The organism is Haloplanus sp. GCM10025708 (assembly GCF_042663985.1).
Lineage (GTDB): Archaea > Halobacteriota > Halobacteria > Halobacteriales > Haloferacaceae > Salinirarus > Salinirarus marinus.
In genome coordinates this window covers 1,328,803-1,352,291 of the sequence record NZ_JBHSZA010000011.1, presented here as the reverse complement: position 1 = coordinate 1,352,291, position 23,489 = coordinate 1,328,803, and the positions used below count along the sequence as shown (strand labels likewise).

Below are 23,489 nucleotides of genomic sequence, written 5' to 3'. Positions count from 1 at the left end.
TTACTTGTAGTACCGAAATAATGCTTTATCAAATCATGCCGAAAATCGGGCTGTATACGGCGACGGAAAACGAGCTGGAGCGGTACAGCAGGCCGCGGGGCGACTCGACGGCATCGACCTCGTGGTGCGCTCCGAGAGCGACCTGGAAGACGAAGCCGACGTCGACGCGTTCGTCGACGACGTCGAGTCCGCGTCCGCCGTGGTGCTCTGGTTACACGGCGCAGAGGAGAGTATGCCCGGCTACGATCACGCCGTGGACCGACTCACCGAGGCGGGCGTCCCGCTCGTCGTCAAGTCGACGGGCGACGCGTTCGCGTTCGAAGACACCACCGTCGCCGAGCGCGACAGGGACCGCGCGTACGACTTCCTCGAATCCGGCGGCGTGGTGAATCTCGCGAACCTCTGTCGGTTCCTCGCGACCGAGTACGACGACGTCGACGCCGACTACGACGACCCCGTGTCGCTGCCGACTGAGGGTGTCTACCACCCCGACCATCCAAGCGTCGAGTACGAGGAGTTGCTGGCGAGTCACGATCCGGAGAAGCCGACTATCGGCGTCTGGTTCTACGAGTCCCACTGGACGCACGCGAACACCAGATACGTGGACGCACTCGTCCGGAAACTGGAAGCGGCGGGCGCGAACGTCCTCCCGGCGTTCTGTAATCCGGCGACGGACGAGGAGGGCCAGGAGAACGCCGAGTGGGTCGCGCGCAACTGGTTCAGCGACGACGACGGACCCCTCGTCGACGCCGTCGTGAGTTCGTTCATGTTCTCGCTCTCGATGAGCGAACGCGGCCGCGACGCGAGCGACGAGGGCGAGGACGCGGAGGAAGTCTTCCTCACCGAACTCGGCGTCCCCGTCCTTCAGGCCATCACGACGATGCGCTCCCGCTCCCGATACGAACGCAGCGACACGGGCGTGATGGGCTTCGAACTCGCCCTGTCGGTCGCGCTCCCCGAGTTCGACGGCAACGTCATCACCCACCCCGTCAGCGGCAAGGAACGCATGGACGACGAGGCGAGCATCGGGAGCGCGCCGAAACAACACTTCCCCATCGACGACCGAATCGACCACGTCGCCCGGTTGGCCGTCAACTGGGCGCGACTCCGGCATCTGCCGAACGAGGAGAAAGACGTCGCCGTCGTCCTGCACAACTACCCGCCGAGCGACGACGGCATCGGCACCGCGTTCGGCCTCGACAGCCCCGAGAGCACCGTCAATCTCCTCGAAGAGTTCGACGCGCGGGGCTACGCCGTTTCCGACCTGCCCGCGGACGGCGAGGAGCTCATCGACCGCCTCACGTCGCAGTTGACGCTCGACTCCCGGTGGGTCGCGCCCGAAGACGTTCGGGAGATGAGCGTCGACGTCGTGTCGCCCGACCAGTACGCCGAGTGGTTCGCGGACGCCGACGACCGATTCCGCGATCAGGTCGTCGACGAGTGGGGCGACCCGCCGGACCGGCCGTTCGCCATCCCCGGCGTCGAGTACGGGGACATCCTCGTGACTGTCCAGCCGCCGCGCGGGTTCGGGATGGACCCCTCGAAGGTCTACCACGATTCCGACCTCCAGCCGCCACACGACTACTACGCCTTCTACGCGTGGCTCCGCGAGGAGTTCGAGGCCGACGCCGTCGTCCACCTCGGGACGCACGGGAGTCTGGAGTGGCTCCCCGGCAAGACCGTCGGGCTGAACGGCGAGAGCGCCCCGGACCAGTTGATAGACGACCTGCCGAACGTCTATCCCTACATCATCAACAACCCCGGCGAGGGGACGCAGGCAAAACGGCGGTCCTACGCGGCCGTCGTCGACTACCTGACGCCGGTCATGCGAGCGGCCGGCACCTACGACGAACTCGCCGACCTCGAAGAACTCGTCCGGGAGTACCGCGAGGCGGGCATGGAGGACGCCCGCACCGACAGCGGCGAACAACTCCGAGAACGAATCGAAGCGTCGGTCGCGGAACTCGACCTCGCCACCGACCTCGGCGTCGACGACGTGGACGAACTGGCGTTCGAGGACCTCGTCGGGCGAGTTCACGAGTATCTCACCGACGTGAAGACCACGCAGATCCGGATGGGGCTCCACACGATGGGCGAGCCACCGGGAGGCGACCGACTCGTCGAGTATCTGGTCGCGCTCACGCGCCTGTCGAATCCGGGAGCGCCGAGCCTCCGCGAAGCCGTCGCGGGCGTCCTCGGCGTCGACTACGACCGGATGCTGGAGGAACCCGGAAGCTACGACGAGGAGTTGGGAATGTACCTCTCGGAAGCGGCCGACCACGTCTACGACCAGTCGGTCGAACTCGTCGAGGAACTCGCGCGCCACGACTTCGACGTGCCGGAGTCGGAGGCGGAAGCGGGTCCCGACGACGAGGTGAACATGAACCTGCTCGTCGTCGATGTCGACCCCTCGGCGACGCCCGCGCCGAACCGGGCGCACACGACTCGCTCCGCGAAGTCCTCGCGTTCATCTGCGAGGAGGCGGCCCCGCGGGTCGCCGGCGCGGCCGAGGAGATTCCACGGACGGCGGACGCCCTGAACGGGGAGTACGTCCCGCCGGGCGGGAGCGGCGCGCCGACGCGCGGCGGCGTCGACCTCCTGCCGACGGCGCGGAACTTCTACACGCTCGACCCCGGAAGGTCCCCGCCAAGACGGCGTGGGACGTGGGCAGGCGCGTCGCCGACGGCGTCGCCAAACGCCACCGCGACGAACAGGGGGCGTACCCCGAGGAAATCGGCGTCGTTGCGTGGGGGACGCCGACGGTGCGGACCCGCGGCGAGACCATCGCGCAGGTGCTCGCGCTCATGGGCGTCGAACCGGTGTGGACCGACGCGGGCCGCGTCGACGACGTGGAACCAATACCACCGGAGGAACTCGGGCGGCCGCGCATCGACGTGACGACGCGGGTCTCCGGGCTCTTCCGCGACGCCTTCCCGCAGGCCGCGAGCGTCGTCCACGACGCCGTCGACGCCGTCGTCGAACTCGACGAACCCCACGAGACGAACTACGTGAAGAAACACGTCGAGGAGGAGGCCGCGGACCTCGAAGCCGACGGCGTCGACCCCGAGGAGGCCGACGAGCGGGCCAGACACCGCGTCTTCACGACCAAGCCCGGCGGCTACGGCGCAGGGACGAACAAGGCCGTCGACGAGGGCAACTGGGACGACCGGAGTGACCTCGCCGACGTCTACGTGCAGTGGGGCGGCTACGCCCTCGGCTCTCGGGGACGGGTCTCCGAGGCCCACGAGAGCTTCGAGCGCCGGCTCGGCTCCGTCGACGCGACGGTGAAAATCGAGGACACGGCCGAACAGGACGAGTTCGACTCCTCGGACTGGTACGCCTTCCACGGCGGCTTCGTCTCGGCCGTCGGCGAGATCTCGGGGTCGGACCCCGCCTCGTACGTCGGCGACTCCAGCGACCCCGACGACGTGACCGTCTACACGAACGAGGAGAAAGTGCGGAAGGCGATGCGGGCGCGGGTCCTCAACCCGGACTGGCTGGACAGCATGGAGGAACACGGCTACAAGGGCGCGGGCGACCTCTCGACGACCGTCGACGTGGCACTCGGCTGGGACGCGACGACGGGCGTCGTGAGCGACGCGCTCTGGTCGGATCTCGCGGACGCCTACGCGTTCGACGAGGACAGGCGGGAGTGGATGCGGGACGTGAACCCGTGGGCCGTCGAGAGCATCACGGCGACGCTCCTCGAAGCCATCGACCGCGGCCTGTGGGACGCCGCCCCCGACGTGGCGGACAGATTACGGGACATTAACCTCTCCGTCGAAGGCGACCTGGAAGCGCGGACGACCGAACCCAGCGAGATGATTTCCGATGACTGAAGACGAATACGCGGACCTCGGCGCGACGACGCAGCAAGCGATGGACATCGCGGAGACGAGCATGGACATCGTCCGGACGTTCGTCCCGGACGAGACGCTCGAAGACCGCATCGGGGGAAGGCGGTCCACTCGACCGGCTCCCCCGACTTCCAGCACCTCATGCGGTTCCACAACGACCCCGTCGTCGCGGGCGCGAGGGCCGTCCTCGACGAACGTCCCATCGTCACGGACATCACGATGGCCAAATCGGGCATCACGAGCCGCGGCCACGACTGCCCCGTCCGGAAGGCCATCGGGAACGGCGCGGACCTGGCCGCCGAGACGGGGATGACTCGAACCGCGGCGTCCGTCCTCGAGCTCGACCGCGAAGGGGCGTACGACGGAGCGATCGCCGTCGTCGGGAACGCCCCGACCGGCGCGCTGGCGCTGGCCGACTGCATCGAAGACGGCACCCGTCCGGCCGTCGTCGTCGCGACGCCGGTCGGCTTCGTCAAGGCGGCCGACAGCCGCAAGCGCATTCGTGCTGTCGCGGCCGAGTACGGCGTCCCGGCCATCACGAACGTCGGCACGCGCGGCGGGAGCGGCCTCGGCGCGGCGCTGGTGAACGAACTCGTCCACGTCGCCAGTGACGCGCGCGAGGGCGACGTCGACCTGTCGGCCCATGAGTGAGGGGTACGACCTCGACGCCGGGCCGGATCCGGCGACGTTCGCCGCCGCGACGCCGGAGCAGCCCCGGGAAGACGCCGAAAATACTGTCTACGCGGTCGGTATCGGCCCCGGAAATCCGGAGTATCTCACCCGCCGCGGCGCGCGCGCCGTCCGCGAGGCCGACGTCGTCGTCGGCTTCGAAACCGTCGTCGACTTCGTGGCCGACGAGACGGAGGCCGACCTGCTCGCCTGTGGCTACGCCGACGAGGCGGAGACGCTCGACGCGTTCGCCCAGCGAGTCGAAGACGGCGACCGCGGGACGGCCGTCCTGATGGGGGACCCGAACCACTCGGGCTACCAGCTTCTCGGCAAGGTCGAACGGGCGGTCGACGCCCCCGTGACGGTGATCCCCGGCGTCTCGTCGCTACAGATCGCGGCGAGTCGGGCGCGCACGCCGATGGAGGACGCCGAGTTCGTCACCCTCCACAAGAGCGGTGACCTCGACGCCGACCTCGACCGACTCGTCGGCGCGGTCGGCGATCGCCACCTGCTCGTCCTCCCGCGTCCCTTCGACTGGATGCCCGGCGACGTCGCCGAGCTGCTCGTCGACGCCGGGGGCGACCCCGACCTCGACGCCCTCGTCCTCGAACGGTTGACACACGCGGACGAACGCGTGACGCGGTCGACCCTCGGCGACCTTCGCGAGTCGTCGGGAGGTTCCGACCGCGAGTCGACGCCGTACTCGGACCTCTCCGTACTCGTGGTGCGCGCGGAGGAGGTAGCATGAACGGGATCGTCGTCGGCGGTACCCGATCGGGCGTCGGGAAGACGGTGGCAACGCTCGCAATCGTCCGCGCCCTCCGAGCGCGGGGCCACGACGTCCAGCCCGCGAAAGCCGGCCCCGACTTCATCGACCCGAGCCACCACGAAGCCGTGGCGGGGAAACCCTCCCGGACCCTCGACCTGTGGCTCGAAGGCCGGGAGGATGCGTCGAAACTACCACCGCGGCGACGGCGACGTCTGCGTCGTCGAGGGCGTGATGGGCCTCTACGACGGCGACTGCTCCAGCACCGCGATGGTCGCGGAGGAACTTGACCTCCCGGTGGTGCTGGTCGTCGACGCGAAAGCGGGGATGGAGAGTGTCGCCGCGACGGCACACGGCTTCCGCGAGTACGCGGAACACGCCGGACGCGACGTCGACGTCGCCGGCGTCGTCGCCCAGCGCGCCCACGGCGGCCGCCACGAGCGGGGCATCCGCGACGCGCTCCCCGACGACCTGGCGTACTTCGGTCGCATCCCGCCACGCTCCGCGCTCGAAATCCCGGACCGGCACCTCGGGCTCCACATGGGCGAGGAGGCGGCCCTCGACGAGGCGGCCCTCGACGAAGCCGCCGAATCGATCAACACGGATCGGCTGCTCGACGTCGCGCGGACGCCACCGCGCCCCGAGAGCGGGGCGGTCGGCGACCGAACCGACGCGCGCATCGCCGTCGCTCGCGACGCGGCGTTCTGTTTCGCCTATCCGGCCACGGTCGAACGCCTGCGCGAACGGGCGGACGTCGTCACGTTCTCGCCGCTCGCGGGCGACGACCTGCCCGCGTGCGACGGCGTCTACCTCCCGGGCGGCTACCCCGAACTCCACGCGCGGGCGCTCGAAGACAGTTCGACGATGGACGCCGTCGCTGCCGCCGCCGCCGACGGCGTCGCTGTACTCGGAGAGTGCGGTGGCCTGATGGCGCTGTCCGAGTCGCTGACGACGACCGACGAGGAGACCTACGAGATGGCCGGCGTCCTGCCGGCGGAGGTACGGATGCACGACCGGTATCAGGCGCTCGACCACGTCGAACTACGGGCGACGCGGGACACCCTGACGGCCGCGGCAGACGACCGACGGCGCGGCCACGAGTTCCACTACTCCAACGCCGACGTCGACGGGGACGCCCGGTTCGCGTTCGACGTCGTCCGGGGTCCGGCATCCGCGACGATCGAGACGGCCTGTGCGAACACCGAACGGTCGGCACTTACTGCCACCTGCACCCCGAGAGCGGTGCCTTCGACGCGTTCGTGGAGGGTGCGAGATGAGATCGATCGGGCCGTCGGAGGCAAAGCGCTCATCCCTGCCGCCGGACACACGGAGACACCGATGACCGACGACTCGACCGACGACGAGGACGAACGACTCGCGCGAACACCGGGCCGAGGAGAGGCCCCGAAAGCCCGCAGTATCACGCCGTCGGCCCCCGACGAGTTCGGTCTCGTGCAGGTCTGGTGGGGTGACGGGAAAGGCAAGACCACTGCGGCTATGGGCATGGGGTTCCGTGCTGCGGGGCACGGCTACCGCGTTCACATGCTCCAGTTCATGAAAGGCGGCGCGTCGAGCGTCGAGGACGTCCGTGGCGAATACAACGCTATCGCCCGGATGCCCGGATTCTCCTACGAGAACTCGGGCCACTACGGGTGGCACGGCTTCCTCGACGAGTCGGACGAGGACGAACACGTCGCGAAGGCCCGCGGCGGACTGACCCGCGCCCGAGAGCTCGTCGCCGCGGCCGACGACGCGGATCTACAGTCACCGCTCCCGCTGGACGGCCCCGCAGACGACGGCGTCCACATGCTCGTTCTCGACGAAATCCTCTACGCCGCGAACAGGGGCCTCGTCGACCCCGAAGCGGTCGTCGACCTCGCGGACACCAAACCCGACGACCTCGAACTCGTCCTCACGGGCGGCCACGAGCACCCCGACTACGTCTGTGAACGCGCGGACCTCGTCACGAACGTCCGAAAGGAGACCCACCCCATCGAAGCGGGGCGACGCGCCCGAAAGGGAACCGAATACTGATGGCTCGGACCCTCCTCGTCGCCGGAACTGCGAGCCACGCCGGCAAGAGCACGGTGGTGGCCGGCCTCTGTCGCCACCTGTCCGACCGCGGCGTCGACGTCGTCCCGTTCAAGGGACAGAACATGAGCAACAACGCCCGGGCCGTCCTCGCGGCCGGCGACACCGACGCCGACTGGGGCGAAATCGGCGTCTCGCAGTACGTGCAGGCACGGGCCGCGCGGGTGACGCCGACGACGGATTCGAATCCGGTCTTGCTCAAACCCCGCGGCGACGGCGAGAGTCAGGTAGTGGTTCAGGGCGAGGCGGTGGGTCACTTCGAAGCGGGCGAATATTACGAGCACCGATGGGACCAGTCTCTCGACGCCGCCAGAGAGTCGTATCGGCGACTCGCCGAGGCCCACGAGGTCGTCGTCGCCGAGGGCGCTGGGAGTCTCGCGGAGCCGAACCTCCGCCACCGCGATCTGGCGAACGTGGAAACTGCGCGCTTCGCCGACGCCGACGTCCTCCTCGTCGCGGACATCGAACGCGGCGGGGCGTTCGCCAGCATCGTCGGGACGCTCGAACTCGCGCCCGACGACGTCGCTGACCGCGTCGTCGGCGTCGTCATCACGAAGTTCCGCGGCGATCGAGCCATCCTCGACCCTGCCATCGAAGACGTGGAGGAGCGAACCGGGGTCCCGGTGCTCGGCGTCCTCCCGTACGACGACCCCGGACTGCCCGAAGAGGACAGCGTCTCGCTCCCCGACGTCGAGGGCGTCCGCGGCGACGACGACGACGCCCCACCGAACCGGACCGTCACCGTCGGCGTCCCGCACCTCCCTCGCGTGTCGAATTTCACCGACCTCGAACCGCTGGCTCGCGTCCCCGGCATCCGCGTCGCGTATCTGCCACTGGACGCGTCGCTCGCGGACGTCGACGCCGTCGTCGTCCCCGGGACGAAAAACACCGTCGACGACCTGATCGCCGTTCGCGACGCGGGCTTCGACGACGAACTGGCGGCGTTCGACGGGCCGATGGTCGGCATCTGCGGCGGCTATCAGTTACTCGGCGAACGCGTCGAAAACGCACACGTCGAAGGCACCGGCGACCAGCGAGTCGTCGAAGGCGTCGGTCGACTGCCGGTGCGGACGACGTTCGCGACCGACAAGCGCGTCGCGCCGGTGACGTGGGAGATGACGGGCGCGGGTCCGCTGGCCGGTGCGAGCGGCGACGTCACCGGATACGAGATTCACACGGGCGAGACCCGCGCGACGGAACCGGTCGACCGGCCCGTCGGCCCCGAGAGCGCCGCCGTCGGCACCGTCGCGGGGACGTATCTCCACGGCCTCTTCGAGAACCGCGGGGTTCGGGACGCGTTCGTCGACGCCGTCTACGAGTCGACGGGACGGACGCGACCCGAGCCGAAGGGCGACCGACGGTCGCCCTTCGACGCGGCGGCGGCGCTCGTTCGAGATCACGTGGACGTGGAAGGCGCTCTGCCCGACGGCTGAGCGTTCGCGCTGCCGACCCTGTGCACCTCGAACGGCGTCGCCAGCGAGAACCGACGCCGTCGAGACGGCGCACACGGGACTCTCAGGATCGATCTGTACGCGCGCGGCGCAGCGACGTCCGGCGGCGACGTACGGAACGCCGACGGTGCGCGCCGCAGGAGATTAGTGTCCGGGTGGCAGTCGAGTACGTATGGCCCGCACGACGTACACCTGCGATTGCGGTGCCACCCTCCGATTCAAGCAGGATCTCGAGCGGGAACCGGGAACGGTCTACCCCACGTGGAAATGCAGACACTGCCACACGCCCGTCCCCGGGCAGATCGCCGAAAAACTCAGACACCAGCACCCCTCGTGACCTGATCGGAGCGACCGCCAGCGGCCGAGTCGACGCCGCCCCGGCGCGACTCTCGACCCCCGTGGCCGATCTCTGCCGTCGGAAACGCGAATCCCCGGTCGTCTCTCGTCGAACGGCGGCCAGTCGGGCCGGCACGCGTCGGCGATCAGATAAGTATCCTGACATACGTGCTGCCCCGGTACGACCGTCCGTTCGACGTTCGATTTCGGGACCGGGGACGGGGTGAACGATCGTTCGGATTTAGCTGATGAGAAAAATATTTTCCAATTGTAAAATTATAAGTCGATAGCGAACCAACTGGCGGACGCAATGAGCACGCAGAAGACCGTTCGTCAGAAGGCGGGCACAGTCGTCGAGAACCCGGTTCGACTGGACGAGGAGAAAGCCGAGGAGATCGTCGAAGCGCTGAACGCGGACCTCGCCGACGCGTACGTCCTCTACCATCAGCTCCACAAGCACCACTGGAACGTCGAGGGCGCGGAACACCGCGACATCCACGTGTTCCTTCAGGAGGCGTACGAGGAGGTCGAGGAAGCCGCCGACGAGCTCGCCGAACGCGCGCAGGCCATCGGCGGCGTCCCACACGCGAGCATGGCGACCCTCTCGGAGGTCGCGACCGTCGACCCCGAGGACGAGGACGTTTACGACATCCGGACGTCGCTGGCCAACGACCTCGAGATGTACGGCGACATCATCGAGAGCTACCGCGACCACATCGAACTCGCGGAGGGACTCGGTGACTACGCGACGGCGGAGATGCTCCGCGACCACCTCGAAGACCTCGAGGAACACGTCCACGTCATCGACCACTACCTCGAAGACGACACGCTGGTCGCCGACACGCGGTAAGGAGAGTCGGCCCCGCGAAGACGAATCAGTCGTCGACGCTCTCTCGTACAGCGTCCTCCCGCCTCGTGACGGGGCGGGAACTGCGTTCGAATCCTCGCTCCGTCCGACGTTCGCCGGAGCGACGGTCGTCTCGGCGTTTTTGCCGTCGTTATCGGACCACTCCGACGGTCACGTCGCTCGCGATCCAGCCGTCGGTGTTCCCCGATTCGAGGAACACGGATCGACCGGGACAGCTCTCACAGACGGATATCTCGGGTCTCCCGAGCCGTTCGGGAGGGGGCGAAGCGTCCGAACGCGACTGAGTTCCGGCGGCCATCGGATTTCTTTAGGCATACCTAAAATAAAAAGAGTGCGGTTTCCGCGACGGCGGCCGGAGCTTCGGACGCCGGTCGGATCGGCGTCCCCGCTCCTGTGGGTTCCGACCGGCGACTCGACGCGACGGTCGACGGCGAACTCGCCCCCGACGGACCGGTGGGGTACAGACGACCCCGAAGCGGTCCGTATTCTCACCGACTGGGAACAGCAGGCGGATTAGTTGTGTTCGTGCCGGCTACTCCCCGTCAGAGCGGTGTCCAGTACGAGACGGATCATCGTGGCCGGGGGTGGCCGCGTCGGCCTGGAGACGGCGAGACTTCTCGACGAGCGCGGACACACGGTCATCCTCGTCGAGGAGGACCCGGACCGGAGCGAGGCGGTCGCGGACGAGCACGTCGCGTCGGTCATCAACGGCGACGCGACGCGGCCGTCGTCGTCGTGGTGATCGCGGTCAACGACGGGGCGTTTCTCCGCTTTCTCGCGCGACATGCGGGGCTGGCGTCACCGGCCGCCGCGTCGCGGTTCGTCGCGACGAACGGAGAGGTAGCGATGGCCCAGGCCGCCAGATACTACCTCGGCGACGCCGGATTCTACGTGTTCGTCGTCGGGGCGCTCCTCTCGATGATCTCGGCGGCGAACGCCACCATCCTCGCCGGGTCGCGGGTGAAACTCGCGATGGCCCGCCACGACCATCTCCCCGACGGCGTCGGGGCGATCCACCCCTCCTACGGAATCCCCTACCGGGCGATTCTGCTGACCGGAGGGATCACGCTCGGCTTCGTCGTCCTGTTCAGCGTCGCGTTCGGTCGGCAACCGGGGACCGGCGGCGGATCGGCGGCACCGCTGCTGGGGCTCGGGGCGCTCGCACATCTGGCGGATTTCCTCCACCTTGGCGACCTCGCGTTCGTCAACGTCACGCTCGTCCAGTCGCGGCGGAAATACCCCGACAGAGTCCGTCGGTTCCGAGTGCCCGGCGTTCCCTGGGTCCCGGCTCTCGCCGTCGCGTCGAACCTCGCGTTGCTCACGAACGTCGAGCCGACGAGCCTCGCGCTCGGCGTCGCCGCGGTGGCCGTCGGCGCGGTCCTCTGGACGCTGGACCTGTGGTAACGACGCCGGTTCGCGGTCCGGATTCGAAGCGCTCTCTCGCGAATCACTCCGCGAACAGCCGTTCGACGAGCGTGACGAGGAGGTAGGCACCGAGCGTCTGCGTCGACGCGGTCGGGTCGTACGTCGGCGACACCTCCATCAGATCGGCTCCGCCGACGGCGTCGTGCCTCCCGACGACCTCCATCACTCGGAGCGCCTGGTGGGGGCTGAGGCCGTCGGGTTCGGGCGTCCCCGTTCCGGGGGCGACGCTCGGGTCGACGGAGTCGATGTCGAAGGTCACGTACACGGCGTCGGCGTCCGTCGCTGCCGCGTCGACGGCGTCGGCGACGACGTCCGCGACGCCGCGCTCGTGGACCTCGCGCATCGGGTAGAGATTCAGCCCCGTCTCGTCGACGAATTCGAGGAAGTCGGGGCCCTCGTAGCCGCGGACGCCGACCTGACTGACGCGTTCGTAGTCACCGAACGGCGACTCCGCGACGAGACGCGTACTCGACCCGTGGTAATGCGCCCCGAAAACGTCGCTCTCGGCCACCGTGTCGCTGTGGGCGTCGATCTGGACGAGCCCGATCGAGTCCGCGTCGATGCCGCGGGCGAACCCCGGACTGCGGGATACGTACAGTAGTGGTCGCCTCCGAGCAGGAGGGGAAGGCCCGTTCCGCGACGGTGGCGACGTGGGCTTCGATGCTGTCGGCGGTCCGCTCGTGGTCCATCGGGAAGACGGGGACGTCGCCGCAGTCGGCGACCTCGACCCCGAGAAATCCACCCGCTTTCCCGTGTTCACGTTCGTGAGCCCGCCCTTGTAGTTCGCCAGGTAGGCCCACCATCCGCTGGCCCTGCGAATCGCCTCCGGGCCGTAGCGCGCGCCCGGCCGGTTGCTGAGCGCGCCGTCGTACGGCGCGCCGAGGATACCGACGTCGACGTCGTCGAGGTCGGAGACGTCGCGCGCCTCGGCTTTCAGAAACGTGTTCCGACCCGCGTAAGCCAGCTCCACGCCCGCACCGTCCTCGGTCGCGCGGAACTCGTCGGCGGGCGTTCGGTCGGAGTCGCTCACCGGCCGTCACCTCGCCGAATCGCGGACGCCGAGGCGCTCGTCGTTCCAGTCATTGGATCCATATCGCTACTGCCCGGCAAAATCGTTGTGCCCGTCCGTCGCCTCCGGCCGTCGAGCGGGGCGGCGGCGACCGGCGGCCTGGCGCCTTCCGAACCGCCCTCGGCGGGCGGTTAGAGATCCTTGCCGCCGTTGACGTCGATGACCTCGCCGGTGATGAACGAGGAACGGTCGCTGGCGAGGAACGCGACGACTTCGGCGACTTCCTCGACGGTGCCGAGTCGACCGAGCGGCGTGTCGTCCTCGATGCGCTGTTTGACCTTTTCGGAGAGTTCTTCGACCATCCGGGTTCGGATGAAGCCGGGAGCGACGCAGTTGGCGGTCGATCCCTCGCGGGCGAGTTCGAGCGCCAGCGTCCGCGTGAATCCGAAGATGCCCGCCTTCGCAGTCGCGTAGTTGGCCTGTCCCAGGTTCCCACCTTTCCCGACGATGCTGGAGATGTTGACGAGCCGCCCCTCGTCGGCGTCCGCGAGGTCGTCGTAGAACGTCTGCGTGCAGTGGAACGCCCCGTCGAGGTGGACGTCCAGCACCACGTCCCAGTCCTCGTGGGACATCTCTTCGAACATGATGTCCTGGTTGATCCCCGCGTTGTTGACGAGTACGTCGATCCCCCGAACTCCTCGTGGGTCCGGTCGCGCATTTCGTCGACCTGCGCCTGGTCGGTGACGTCGGCCTGAACGGCGATCGCCGACCCGCCGGCTTCCTCTATCCTCCGGACCGTCTCGTCGGCCGGCTCCTTCGAGCTCCGGTAGTTGACTACTACCTCACAGCCCTCCGCGCCGAACCGCTCTGCGATTCCCCGTCCGATGCCCGTCGACGAGCCGGTGACCACGCACGTTTTCGGTTGCATCGACTCACACGTACGCGACCGGGGCCTAAAAACTACCACCGCCCGTACAGAACGTGCGAGGCGAAACCCACGGCGTTCCCGGAGACGCCGAACCCCGGCCGAGCGAACCCCGCCGCCGGCCGTGAACGGATTTCGGTAGTCGGCGTACGCGGAAAGTATCATATTTCTATTCTGTATCTGTAGCTGATGCTTTAGTGATCGGAGTCGATCTGCGTCTCACTGCCTGCGTGGCCGCACGTCGGTCACTGGTGTCCGTGCATTGCCCCGGGTCGAGACTCCATCGCCACGCGGTCCTCGTCGATCCGCGCGACGATACGTGACCGATAACGCGCATAATTCTGTTATCTCGGCGCGACGACGCGACCGACGGCGTCGAGCCAGCCGTCGGATCGCTCGGTCGTCTCGCGTCGGGCGGTCACTCCCCGTTGCCGACGCGGAGGATCTGGAGCAAGGAGTACACCGGGACGTCCGCCAGTTCTTCGACGCCTCGCTTGTCCACGAGGACGACACACGCCATCGGCGTGCCGCCCTCCTCGCGGACGGCGTCGACCGTCTCGCGCATCGTCGTGCCGCTGGTGATGGTGTCGTCGACGACGTAGCACTCGCGGTCGCGGATGTCCGCGAAATTCCGCGAGAACGACCCGCCCAGCTCTTCGATGTCTCCTCTTCCCACTGGTGTTTGCGGGGCGTGTACGTTCCGAGGTCCGTGTCGAGTTCGCGCGCGATGGCCGTCGCCAGCGGCGTGCCGGCCTTTTCGATGCCGATGGTGAGGTCCACGCCGTCACCTCGGCTACTCAGCAGGTCGGCCATCGCCGCGCTGACGTAATGGAGGCGCGCGCTGTCGCGGCCGACGCTGCTCCAGTCCACGTGGACGTCGTGCGGGCGCTCCGCCGCCGGCTCTGAGGGACGCGAGCTGACGTCGCTCCGCTCGACTAGCCAGCTCGCCGTCTCCCGGGAGACGTTGAGTTCGTCCGCGATTTCGCCCTTCGGGAGCCCTCGGTCCGCGAGCTCCGCGGCACTCTCGATGAGATCGTCGACGTCCTTCATACTGTGTCGCGTTCGGCGGGGCCGTTCATCGTTCTTTCGTCGGCGGTTGTCGCCGCGAAACGGATAGTCTGTTTACATCTATTCCATTTCCCTTTCGAGGTTGTATCATAAATCTGTCGTGTATAAGCTACGTCGTTCTCCCTCGATCCGTCACGGCGGTCTCGGTGTGAATTGCGCGCTAGACACCGGAATATCGGGATGTACTGCTCTTTCTGCCACACACGGCGGGTCGTTCCGGCGTCGCAGTCGACGGGTCACCCCCGCCAGAAGCCGCGGGTGAACAACACGAGTATCGTCAGGATCTCGAGTCGACCGAGTATCATGAACGCGGCGAGGAGGAGTTTCGTCCCCGTCGGGAAGTGGAGGTAGTTCCGCATCGGGCCGACGAAGTCGACGCCGGGCCCGACGTTTCCGAGCGTTGCCGCGGCCGCGCTCATCGACTCCTGTACAGTCAGCGCGTGGCCGACCGTCGTCCCGTTCGCGAGGACGAGCACCGACCCGGCGAAAAAGAGGACGACGTACAGCAGCGTGAAGGTGTGGACGTCCCGGACCGTCGAGGATTTGACGACGGTCTCACCGATCCGTATCGAGCGCAACGCCGAGGGATGGGCCGTCGTGAACAGCGTTCGAACGATCGACTTTCCGACGATGAGCCACCGGACGATCTTGATCGCGCTCCCGGTGCTGCCGGCGCTCCCGCCCAGGAACATCGCCAGCACCAGGAGCGTCTGTGCCGTCTCCGACCAGGCGTTGAAATCGACGCTCGCGTACCCCGTGGTCGTGACGATCGAGACGGCCTGGAAGACCCCGTGACGGACGGCCGCGCCGACGGCGTAGTCCCCGTTCGCGAACAGCACGCCGACGAGAACGACGGCGACGGCGACGAGGACGCCGAGATAGGTCCGAAACTCCGGATCGTCACGGAACGCGTCCAAGTCGCCCTGGTACGCCCGCGAAAACAGCGCGAAGTTCACGCCGGCCGCGGCCATGAACGGGACGATCACCCACTGTACGGCGGTCGAGAACGCCGCGATCGACCGGGCGGCGGGCGAGAATCCCCCGTCGCCATCGTCGTGAAGCCGTGCGCGACCGCCAGATACAGTGACATATCCGGTGCGAAGCCGCCGAGATGGAGCGCGTACAGGAGCGCGATTTCGGTCGCGGTGACGAGGACGTACACCTTCCAGAGGACGCGAGCGGTCTCGGCGAGCTTGGGCGTGAGCTTTCGCATCCGAGGACCGGGGGCTTCCCGCTCGACGAGCTGGACTCCGCCGACCGAGAGATTCGGAAAGAGCGCCACGGCGAGAACGACGATGCCCATCCCCCGAGCCACTGGCTCTCCTGTCGCCACATCATGATCGCCCGCGAGTGGGTGTCCGTCGACACCTCTGCCATGACCGTGGCACCGGTCGTCGTGAACCCGCTCACGCTCTCGAACAGCGCGTTGACGGGCGTTGCGACCGTCCCGGTGCCGGCGAGCACGTACGGCAGTGCCCCGACGATCCCGACCGTGGTCCAGACCAGCGACACCAGGAGAATGGCCTCGCGCGAGTCGATGTCTCCCTGTCGACCGTACCGTTCGAGGGCGACCGATCCCAGAAGCGAGTGCGATCGTCGCGCCGAACGCGACCACGTCTTCTCCGGACGCGACGGCGAGTGCGAACGGCAACAGCAGTGCCGCTGCCATCCACCGGAGGACGACGCCCGTGTAGCCGAGACTCACTCGCCAGTTGACGCGGACCATGTCAGTCGTCGGCGTGCCGGCGCTGGGCGGTCACAGTCGGCTGAGCACTTCGTCGCTCACGTCCGCCGAGGCGAACGCGACGACGCGGTCCCCTTCCTGGAACGTGATACTCGGATGGGGGTGGTGGTAGTCGCCGTCGCGCGTGAGAGCGCAGACGACCACGCTCTCGGGGAGCGTGTCCTCGACTTCGTTGACGGTGTGGTCGACCAGCAGGCTACTCGACTCGACCGCGACTTCGAACACCTCGGCGACGCCCCGTTCGACGATGGCCACGTTCTCGGCGTTGCGTCCCCGCGTGAACCGGGAGATCGCCTCGGCGGCCTCCGCTCGGGGGTGGACGGCGACGTCGATGCCGGCCGCCTCGAACAGGGTGTCGTATTCGGGTTCGTCGACGATGGTCATCGTCCGGTCCGCGCCCTGCTGGCGCGCGAGCATCGACCCCAACAGTCCGCGCTGGTCGTCGTCGAAGCCGACGAGCACGACGTCGGCGTCGCCGACGTGCTCGCGTTCGAGAAACGAGGGATCGGTCGGATCGTGGACGAGCAGCGTGGTCTCGGTGAGGTCGGCCCGGAGGTCGTTCGCTCGCGACCGGTCTTCGACGACCATTCGCGGCGACCGTCCTTGCGATTCGAGATGCCGGGCGACGTGTTCGGCGGTCGCGGACCCGCCCAACAGGACGACGTCGTCGATCGACTCGGCGTACCGCTCCGGGGTGATTCGCTCCGAACACGCGGCCACCGCCCGCTCGGTTCCGGCGGCGACGAGGCGGTCTCCGCCTCGAGCGAGACCCCGTTCGCGGTCAGGATAGCGCCGTCCCGGAGCACCGCCACCGGGACGAGTTCGTCCTCGCGGAGTTCGTCGAGCGGCGTCTCGACGACGACGCTCTCGGCCCCGATCTCGAACTCGACGAGCTGGACGCGTCCGTTCGCGAACGTCTCGAGGTCGTGTGCCATCGGCAGATCGACGATGCGGGCGATCGCTTGCGCCGCTCGGAGTCGGGAGTTCACGAGGTAGTTCGCGCCGAACGTGCCGTGGGTGTTGCGCCAGGTCCGCACGTAGGTCTGTTTGGTCACCTGAGCGATGGTGAACGTGTCGCTCGTCGAACTCACGGTTCCACAGACCGCGAGGTTCGTCTCGTCGTGATCGGTAGCGCCGATGGCGATGTCCGTCTCCTCGATGTCGGCCGCTTCGAGCGCCTCGAGCGACGTACCGTCGCCCTCGATCACCAACACGTCGAGCGATCCGCGGACGGACTCGGCCCGTTCCGGATCGACTTCGAGGATGACGACGTCGTGTGCGTCGGCGAGTCCGGACGCGACGTTGGTGCCGACCTCGCCGCCGCCGACGATGAGGATCCGCATGGTTCTCTGTTTCCGCGTTCACCTCCTGTACGGAAGTGTTTTTTCGCCGACGCCCCGATAGAAACGACGCTCGCTCCCGACGCGACTACGAACGTGGACTCGCCGCCCGTGTAGCGAGCGCTCGGCTCGTGTACCGCGGGTGCCGTCGTCGTTGGAAACGACCGTTAGAAGCCGACGTTTTCCACCCCTTTGGTGTCGAACAGCCCGCGGACCTGGGCCGGCGTCGCCGGTTCACGCCCCGCGACGCTCCACGCGAGGTCGACGATCTTCTCGACTTGTTCGGCGTTGCTCTCGGCCATCCGCTCCGGCGAGAGATACAGGTTGTCTTCCAACCCGACGCGGACGTGACCGCCTCGCGACACCGCTTCGACGCCGAGCGGGAACTGCGCCTTGCCCGCGCCGATGACGCTCCACGACGCGTCGTCTCCGAACAGGCGTTCGGTCGTCTCGATCATGTGATCGAGGTGGGACGACTCGGCGGCGATCCCGCCGAGGACGCCCATCACGAACTGGATTCGCAGCGGCGGTTCGAGCACGCCCCGGTCGTAGAGATGCTTCGCGGTGTGCAGGTGACCGACGTCGTAACACTCCAGTTCGGGGTGAACGCCGTGTTCCGTGAACATCGACCCCGCCTCGTGAAGCGTCGAGAACGAGTTCGGGACGATGTTCTCGTACGTGTTCTCCAGATACTCGCGTTCCCACTCGTATTCGAACTCGTCCATCTTCTCGGCCATCGGATACAGCCCGAAGTTCATGCTCCCCATGTTGAACGACGCCATCTCGGGTTGCAGTTCCGGGATGACCGAGAAGCGCTCCTCGACGGTCTGATTGAAGCCACCGCCGGTAGTCGGCTGGACGATGGCGTCGGTTTCGGCCTGAATCCCCGACGCGACTTCCCTGAAGAGATCCAGATCGCTCACCGGCTCGCCGGTCTCGGGGTCCCGAACGTGGATGTGGATGATGCTCGCACCGGCCTCTGCCGCCGCGATGCCCTCCTCGACGAGTTCGTCGGGGGTGATCGGCAGGTGCTCCGACATCGAGGGGTGTGAATCGACCCGGTCAGCGCACACGCGACGATAACGTCGTCCATGCCGCCTTCGGTAGTGTCTGGCATAGTAGGGACACAATTCAATCGGGCGATCATAAATGTTCAGGAGGTGTGACCGGTGGGTGCGGGCGTGAGACTCGGCGTCGCCGAGCGGAAGTCGAGGGGCCGATTACAGATCGAGTCCGAGGAGTCGATCGAGGCCCAGCGCCAGGACCACGACGGACAGCAAGGCCGCCACGACCCCGTAGGCGACCTCCCATCCCGAAATCTCGGCGAGCGTGCCCGTGACGACGCTCCCGGCGGATCCGAGCAGGACGTACAGCGAGCGTGCCAACCCGTAGCCGGTCGACCGATCCTGTGAGGGGATGTGTGTCATGAGTCGCGACGCGAGGACGCCGCCCCAGCTCATCCCGACGCCGAGCAGCGCGGTACCGACGAACGCCCACGCCATCGTCGCGGTGCCGAGCAACAGAGCGATCCCCGCGATCATACAGCCGGTGGTCGCCACGAGCACGGTATCGGGGCCGATCGCGTCCGAGATCCGCCCGGTGATCGGCGAGGTCAGAATCCACAACAGGTAGATAGCGGCGTAGAAGGTGCTCGCCACGCCGGGGTCGACGCCCCAGTACTCGACGAAAAACGTCGGAAAGAACGAGAAGACGGCCTGAAAGGCGAACATGAGACACGCGCCGAGCGCGATCGTAAACAGCAACTCCCGGCCCGAGAGCAGTCGTATCAGCGTCGCCGGAGCGGCGATTTCTCGCAGCGACCGGGTGTCGCGTTCGATCTGATCCGGGTCTGTCGGATCGAGATACCGCGTACACAGAACGAGGACGGGGAACCCGATCACGGCACCGAGCGCGAGCGCGGGCCGCCAGCCGTAGACGGCGGCGATCGACGTGGCGGCGACGGGGACGACGACGCCCGCCGAATCGCCGCCGCTGATGTGGACGCCGAGAACCTGTCCGGTGTCGTCGAAGAGGCGCGTTAGCAACGACGCCGCGGCGGGAAAGTACACGCCCGAACCGACGCCGACGAGAGCGGCGGCGACGACGAACGACGGATATCCCGGCGCGGCGGCGAGCGCGACGCTGGCGAGCACGGTGATGGCGAGCGCGACGAGAACGAACGGCCGTTCACCGTACCGCGTCGCCAGCACGCCGGCCGGGAGCTGCACCACCGCGTACGTCGCCCACATCCCCGTCAGCGCGAACCCGATCGTCCCGTTCGTCACGCCGAACACGGCCGTGATCGTCGGCACGAGCGGGTTGACGACGACCCTCGCGGTCATCGTGCTGAAAAACGCCCCCATGAGTAACGCGAGGATCACGTGCCGTCGCTGTGCCGACGTCGCAGCGGCGGCGACGCGCCGTGCCCGCTTCATCAGTTACGACCACCCCAGGTCGATCAATAAGTTCACTGGTGACGCGGTCGGTCGCCGTCGTCGACCGCGCCGTCAAACGGCCGGTCACGTCCGCCCGTCGGTTCGATGCGGTGAGCGATTTCCGCCGTAGCTCGGCCGTCTCGCACCGGTCCGTCGATCCCGATCTGAACGGCACCCCCGGGAGGCGAAAGGACTTTGATTCGGCCCCTTGAACGACGTTACCATAGTCTGACCCAGAGTTAGTCGAACCCGCAGGTCGGACGGACCCACAATGACTACCAGAGAGCGAGAACGACTCGACGAAACCGGAATCGCGATGAGAGAACTGACTCCCGAATCGACGAAGCTGTTTCCGCGCAAGTTCACGGAGATGCCGGAAATCGTCCGTGGAGAGGGCGCGTACATCTACGACTCGAACGGGAACGAATACTTCGACGCCGTCGGCGGCAACCAGTGTTCGAACATCGGCCACGGGGTGACGGAGATCGCCGACGCCGCCGCCGAGCAGATGAAACAGCTCGAATACACCTCGAGCATCCTGTTCGTCAACGACCAGAGCCAGGCGTTCGCCGAACGGATGGCGGAGTTCCTCCCGGAGGGATTCGAACACACGTGGATGGTCTCCGGCGGTTCCGAGGCGAACGAGTCGGCGATCAAGATGGCCCGGGAGTACCACCGCGAGACGGGCAACCCCGAGAAACAGATGGTGATCGGTCGCCGTCTCGCCTTCCACGGCAATACCCTCGGGACGCTGGCGACCGCGGGCCTCCCCGCCCGCCGCGAGCCCTTCGTTCCCATGATGAAAGACTGGCCGCACGCGCCAGCCGCCTATCCGTACCGCTGTCGGTTCTGTGACGACGAGGCCTCGTGTGGCGAGCACGGAGCGGAGTGCGCCAAACAGCTCGAGACGGTGATCCGTGACGCGGGCCCGGAGTACGTCGCGGCGTTCATCGCCGAACCGGTCGTCGGAGCAGCGAACGCTGCCGCCGTCCCGGGCGACGAGTACTTCGACGTCGTGCGCGAGATCTGCGACGAGTACGACGTCCTCTTCATCGCCGACGAGGTCATGTCCGGGATGGGTCGGACCGGCGAGAACTTCGCGATGGAACACTGGGACGTCCGCCCGGACATCTTCACCAGCGCGAAGGGGATGAGCGCGGGCTACACCCCGCTCGGCGGTGCGATGCCGCGCGATTACATCTCCGAGGTGTTCGCCGACAAGGAAGACGGATTCACTCACGGACACACCTACAGTTTCAACCCGACCACCAGCGCCGTCGCGAGCGCCGTCCTCGATTACATGAACGAACACGACGTCGTCGAGAACGTACGGGAGGTGGGCGGTCACGTCACCGACCGCTTCGAGGAGTTCTACGACTACGATTTCGTGGGGGACGTCCGCGGCAAGGGGCTGATGCTCGGCGTCGAGTTCGTGGAAGACAGGGAGACGAAAGAGCCCCTCGAGAACGGGGGCCCCGAGTTCCGAGAGCAACTCCTCCACACCGCGCTGGACAACGGCGTAACCGTCTACCCCGGTGGCGGATCGGTGGACGGGGAGCGCGGGGATCACATGCTCATCACGCCTCCGCTCACCATCTCCCGTGAGGAGGCCGACGAGATGGTGGACCGACTCCACGCCACGTTCCAGGACCTGGACCCGTTATCGACGACGTGAGGTAGACGGTGCCGGGTCGGAGCGACTCGCCGACTTGCCCGTCACTCCGCCGACGTAAGCCGAAATTCCGTCTCTCTCGACCGGCCCGTTTGATCCGAGGAGGCAGTAATTAACACCTAATATATGGTTAAATAAACATGATTATTATCTGATGGCTATAGCTACATTTTAATACCCCTTGTCCAATTGTGCACTTATGCCACAGGCAGATGGTACGAAAAACGACGCTTCGAGCCGAACGACCCGTTCGACGGTCAGCCGCCGCCGATGGCTCTCCGCTGCCGGGGCGGTTGGGGCCGTCGGCCTCGCCGGGTGTGCGAGTAGCATCGGTGGGGGGCGGTTCGGGACAACCGGACTCCATTCGCTATCTAGGCTGGGGCGGGAACACTCAGGATTCGGCGAGACAGCTGTTCGAGAAGTGGAGCGAAGAGACCGGCATCGAGGTTAATCACCAGTCCGCCGGCGGGGACACGGAGTTCATCTCGATCATCGAGCAGAATCCAGGGAGTATCGACGTCGTCAACTTCAGTTCCTACGGGATCGCGCTCGCTCGCGAACGGGACCTGCTCGCCGAGATCGACTACGGACAGCTCCCGAACTACACGGAGAACATGCAGGAGTCGTTCCAGAACGCTCCGTACGTGAAACCCGAGGAGGAGAGCGACACGGTGTTCCGCGACCCCGTCACCCAGGGGTACACGTACAACACGGAGCAAGTCGACATGGAGATGACGTCGTGGGACGACATCATCGACCCCTCGCTGGAGGGTGATATCGCCCTGCGCGACGCCGCGCTCCCCGGTTCGGGAACGCTTCGCTCGCCGTCGGCACGAACATCAACGAGGTGGCGACGGACGAGGCGGCGTACCAGGAGACCTACGAGCGTATGCAGGAAGAGCACACGAACGTGTTCAAATACTGGGGTTCGGGGGCGCAGGCGATCCAGTTCCTCCGCGAGGAGAACGCCTACGTCGCCGAGATGTGGGGCGGTCGAACGCTCGCGCTGGAGGAGGCGGGCTACGACCAGATGGAGTACGTCATCCCCGAAGAGGGGACGTTCGTGCTGGACGAGAACTACAACTTCCCCAAATCGAGCGAAAAACAGGACGCCGCGCTCGACCTGATCAACTGGAGTTTCCAACGCGAGAACGCCATCGAACTCACGAAGAACCTCGGCTATCCGCTCATGATCAAGAACCCGCCCGAAGCGATCACGAGCCTCCCGGACTACGTCGACAGCATCGACTCGCTCAGCTGGCCCGAGTGGTCGACCGCGCTCGAGAAACAAGAGCAGATGACGCGGGACTTCCAGAAGATCAAACAGTCGTAGCGACACGACACCTGCCGTCACTACACCCTACCATATACTTACATTCGCACCATGTTAGAGGTCAGAAACCTAACAAAGAACTACGGAGATCTGGTCGCGGTCGACGACCTCTCGTTCGAGGTCGACGAAGGCGACTTCGTCACGCTTCTCGGACCCAGCGGCTGCGGGAAGAGCACGACGCTGCACAGCATCGCGGGGCTCGTCGATCCGACGAACGGCCAGATTCTCCTCCACGGAGACGACATCACCGACACGCCCCCGAACGAGCGGAACATCGGGATGGCGTTCCAGCACAACGCGCTGTTCCCGCACATGACCGCCGTCGAGAACATCGAGTACGGGCTGAAGATGCACGGCTACTCCCAGAAAGACGTCGACGATCGCGTCGACGAACTCCTGGAACTGGTCCAGATGTCCGAGCACGGCGACCACAAGCCAGGAGAACTCAGCGGCGGGCAACAGCAGCGCATCTCTCTCGCTCGCGCCGTGGCTTACGAGCC

At 66.9% G+C, this 23,489-nt stretch carries 14 protein-coding genes and 9 pseudogenes; 15 read left to right on the top strand and 8 right to left on the bottom strand.

Annotated elements, in window-relative coordinates:
* Positions 1 to 124 precede the first annotated feature (124 nt).
* The 12 genes and pseudogenes from ACFQJD_RS10530 to ACFQJD_RS10475 all read left to right on the top strand — a co-directional run bounded on the left by ACFQJD_RS10530 (position 125) and on the right by ACFQJD_RS10475 (position 11,442).
* On the top strand, positions 125 to 2,539 hold the full coding sequence (locus ACFQJD_RS10530) for a cobaltochelatase subunit CobN (protein ID WP_379798084.1): 2,415 nt from the start codon (positions 125 to 127) through the stop codon (positions 2,537 to 2,539).
* A pseudogene (locus ACFQJD_RS10525) lies at positions 2,470 to 3,839 on the top strand (cobaltochelatase subunit CobN). Before ACFQJD_RS10530 ends, ACFQJD_RS10525 begins: the two are co-directional and overlap by 70 nt.
* A pseudogene (locus ACFQJD_RS10520) lies at positions 3,832 to 4,508 on the top strand (precorrin-8X methylmutase). Before ACFQJD_RS10525 ends, ACFQJD_RS10520 begins: the two co-directional pseudogenes overlap by 8 nt.
* Positions 4,501 to 5,274, top strand: coding sequence for a cobalt-precorrin-7 (C(5))-methyltransferase (locus ACFQJD_RS10515; protein ID WP_379798082.1), 774 nt, complete (start codon positions 4,501 to 4,503; stop codon positions 5,272 to 5,274). The pseudogene ACFQJD_RS10520 and the gene ACFQJD_RS10515 overlap by 8 nt, the downstream one beginning before the upstream one ends.
* Positions 5,271 to 6,569, top strand: a pseudogene (locus ACFQJD_RS10510) (cobyrinic acid a,c-diamide synthase). The gene ACFQJD_RS10515 and the pseudogene ACFQJD_RS10510 overlap by 4 nt, the downstream one beginning before the upstream one ends.
* A 61-nt stretch (positions 6,570 to 6,630) precedes the next feature.
* On the top strand, positions 6,631 to 7,326 hold the full coding sequence (locus ACFQJD_RS10505; protein WP_379800486.1) for a cob(I)yrinic acid a,c-diamide adenosyltransferase: 696 nt from the start codon (positions 6,631 to 6,633) through the stop codon (positions 7,324 to 7,326).
* Positions 7,326 to 8,816: a cobyric acid synthase gene (locus ACFQJD_RS10500; protein ID WP_379798080.1), complete on the top strand. Its 1,491-nt coding sequence runs from the start codon at positions 7,326 to 7,328 to the stop codon at positions 8,814 to 8,816. The genes ACFQJD_RS10505 and ACFQJD_RS10500 overlap by 1 nt, the downstream gene beginning before the upstream one ends.
* Before the next feature lie 190 nt (positions 8,817 to 9,006).
* The gene (locus tag ACFQJD_RS10495; RefSeq protein ID WP_379798078.1) at positions 9,007 to 9,171 is read left to right on the top strand and encodes a hypothetical protein; all 165 of its coding nucleotides are present in this window, start codon (positions 9,007 to 9,009) and stop codon (positions 9,169 to 9,171) included.
* A 309-nt stretch (positions 9,172 to 9,480) separates the two neighbouring features.
* A complete protein-coding gene (gene dpsA, locus ACFQJD_RS10490) occupies positions 9,481 to 10,020 on the top strand; it encodes a DNA starvation/stationary phase protection protein DpsA (protein ID WP_379798076.1) in 540 nt (179 codons plus the stop codon).
* A gap of 349 nt (positions 10,021 to 10,369) precedes the next feature.
* Positions 10,370 to 10,555, top strand: a complete 186-nt coding sequence (locus tag ACFQJD_RS10485) for a hypothetical protein (RefSeq protein ID WP_379798074.1) — start codon at positions 10,370 to 10,372, stop codon at positions 10,553 to 10,555.
* Between the two features lie 57 nt (positions 10,556 to 10,612).
* Entirely contained in the window at positions 10,613 to 10,780 is a 168-nt protein-coding gene (locus tag ACFQJD_RS10480) for an NAD-binding protein (protein ID WP_379798072.1), read from the top strand.
* Positions 10,777 to 11,442 carry an APC family permease gene (locus ACFQJD_RS10475; protein WP_379798070.1) on the top strand — a complete coding sequence of 222 codons (666 nt, stop codon included), beginning with the start codon at positions 10,777 to 10,779 and terminating at the stop codon, positions 11,440 to 11,442. Before ACFQJD_RS10480 ends, ACFQJD_RS10475 begins: the two co-directional genes overlap by 4 nt.
* Positions 11,443 to 11,485: 43 nt before the next feature.
* Here ACFQJD_RS10475 and ACFQJD_RS10470 read toward each other — a convergent pair.
* The 8 genes and pseudogenes from ACFQJD_RS10470 to ACFQJD_RS10435 form a co-directional block, all read right to left on the bottom strand.
* Positions 11,486 to 12,493, bottom strand: a pseudogene (locus ACFQJD_RS10470) (agmatinase family protein).
* A 170-nt stretch (positions 12,494 to 12,663) separates the two neighbouring features.
* A pseudogene (locus tag ACFQJD_RS10465) lies at positions 12,664 to 13,400 on the bottom strand (beta-ketoacyl-ACP reductase).
* Between the two features lie 415 nt (positions 13,401 to 13,815).
* Positions 13,816 to 14,447 (bottom strand): annotated as a pseudogene (gene gfcR / locus ACFQJD_RS10460) (transcriptional regulator GfcR).
* A gap of 254 nt (positions 14,448 to 14,701) precedes the next feature.
* Positions 14,702 to 16,191 (bottom strand): annotated as a pseudogene (locus ACFQJD_RS10455) (TrkH family potassium uptake protein).
* A gap of 30 nt (positions 16,192 to 16,221) precedes the next feature.
* Positions 16,222 to 16,929, bottom strand: a complete 708-nt coding sequence (locus ACFQJD_RS10450; RefSeq protein ID WP_379798068.1) for an NAD-binding protein — start codon at positions 16,927 to 16,929, stop codon at positions 16,222 to 16,224.
* 284 nt (positions 16,930 to 17,213) lie between these two features.
* Positions 17,214 to 17,552: pseudogene (locus ACFQJD_RS10445) on the bottom strand (NAD-binding protein); the annotation flags it as partial.
* A 164-nt stretch (positions 17,553 to 17,716) separates the two neighbouring features.
* Positions 17,717 to 18,589, bottom strand: coding sequence for a 3-keto-5-aminohexanoate cleavage protein (locus ACFQJD_RS10440; protein ID WP_379798066.1), 873 nt, complete (start codon positions 18,587 to 18,589; stop codon positions 17,717 to 17,719).
* Between the two features lie 180 nt (positions 18,590 to 18,769).
* A complete protein-coding gene (locus ACFQJD_RS10435) occupies positions 18,770 to 19,984 on the bottom strand; it encodes an MFS transporter (RefSeq protein ID WP_379798064.1) in 1,215 nt (404 codons plus the stop codon).
* Between the two features lie 316 nt (positions 19,985 to 20,300).
* Between ACFQJD_RS10435 and ACFQJD_RS10430 the strand changes: the two genes are divergently transcribed.
* From ACFQJD_RS10430 to ACFQJD_RS10420, 3 genes and pseudogenes are all read left to right on the top strand, one after another.
* Positions 20,301 to 21,659, top strand: coding sequence for an aspartate aminotransferase family protein (locus ACFQJD_RS10430; RefSeq protein WP_379798062.1), 1,359 nt, complete (start codon positions 20,301 to 20,303; stop codon positions 21,657 to 21,659).
* 835 nt (positions 21,660 to 22,494) lie between these two features.
* Entirely contained in the window at positions 22,495 to 22,989 is a 495-nt protein-coding gene (locus ACFQJD_RS10425) for an extracellular solute-binding protein (protein WP_379800485.1), read from the top strand.
* A 51-nt stretch (positions 22,990 to 23,040) separates the two neighbouring features.
* Positions 23,041 to 23,457 (top strand): annotated as a pseudogene (locus ACFQJD_RS10420) (ABC transporter ATP-binding protein); the annotation flags it as partial.
* Between the last annotated feature and the right edge of the window lie 32 nt (positions 23,458 to 23,489).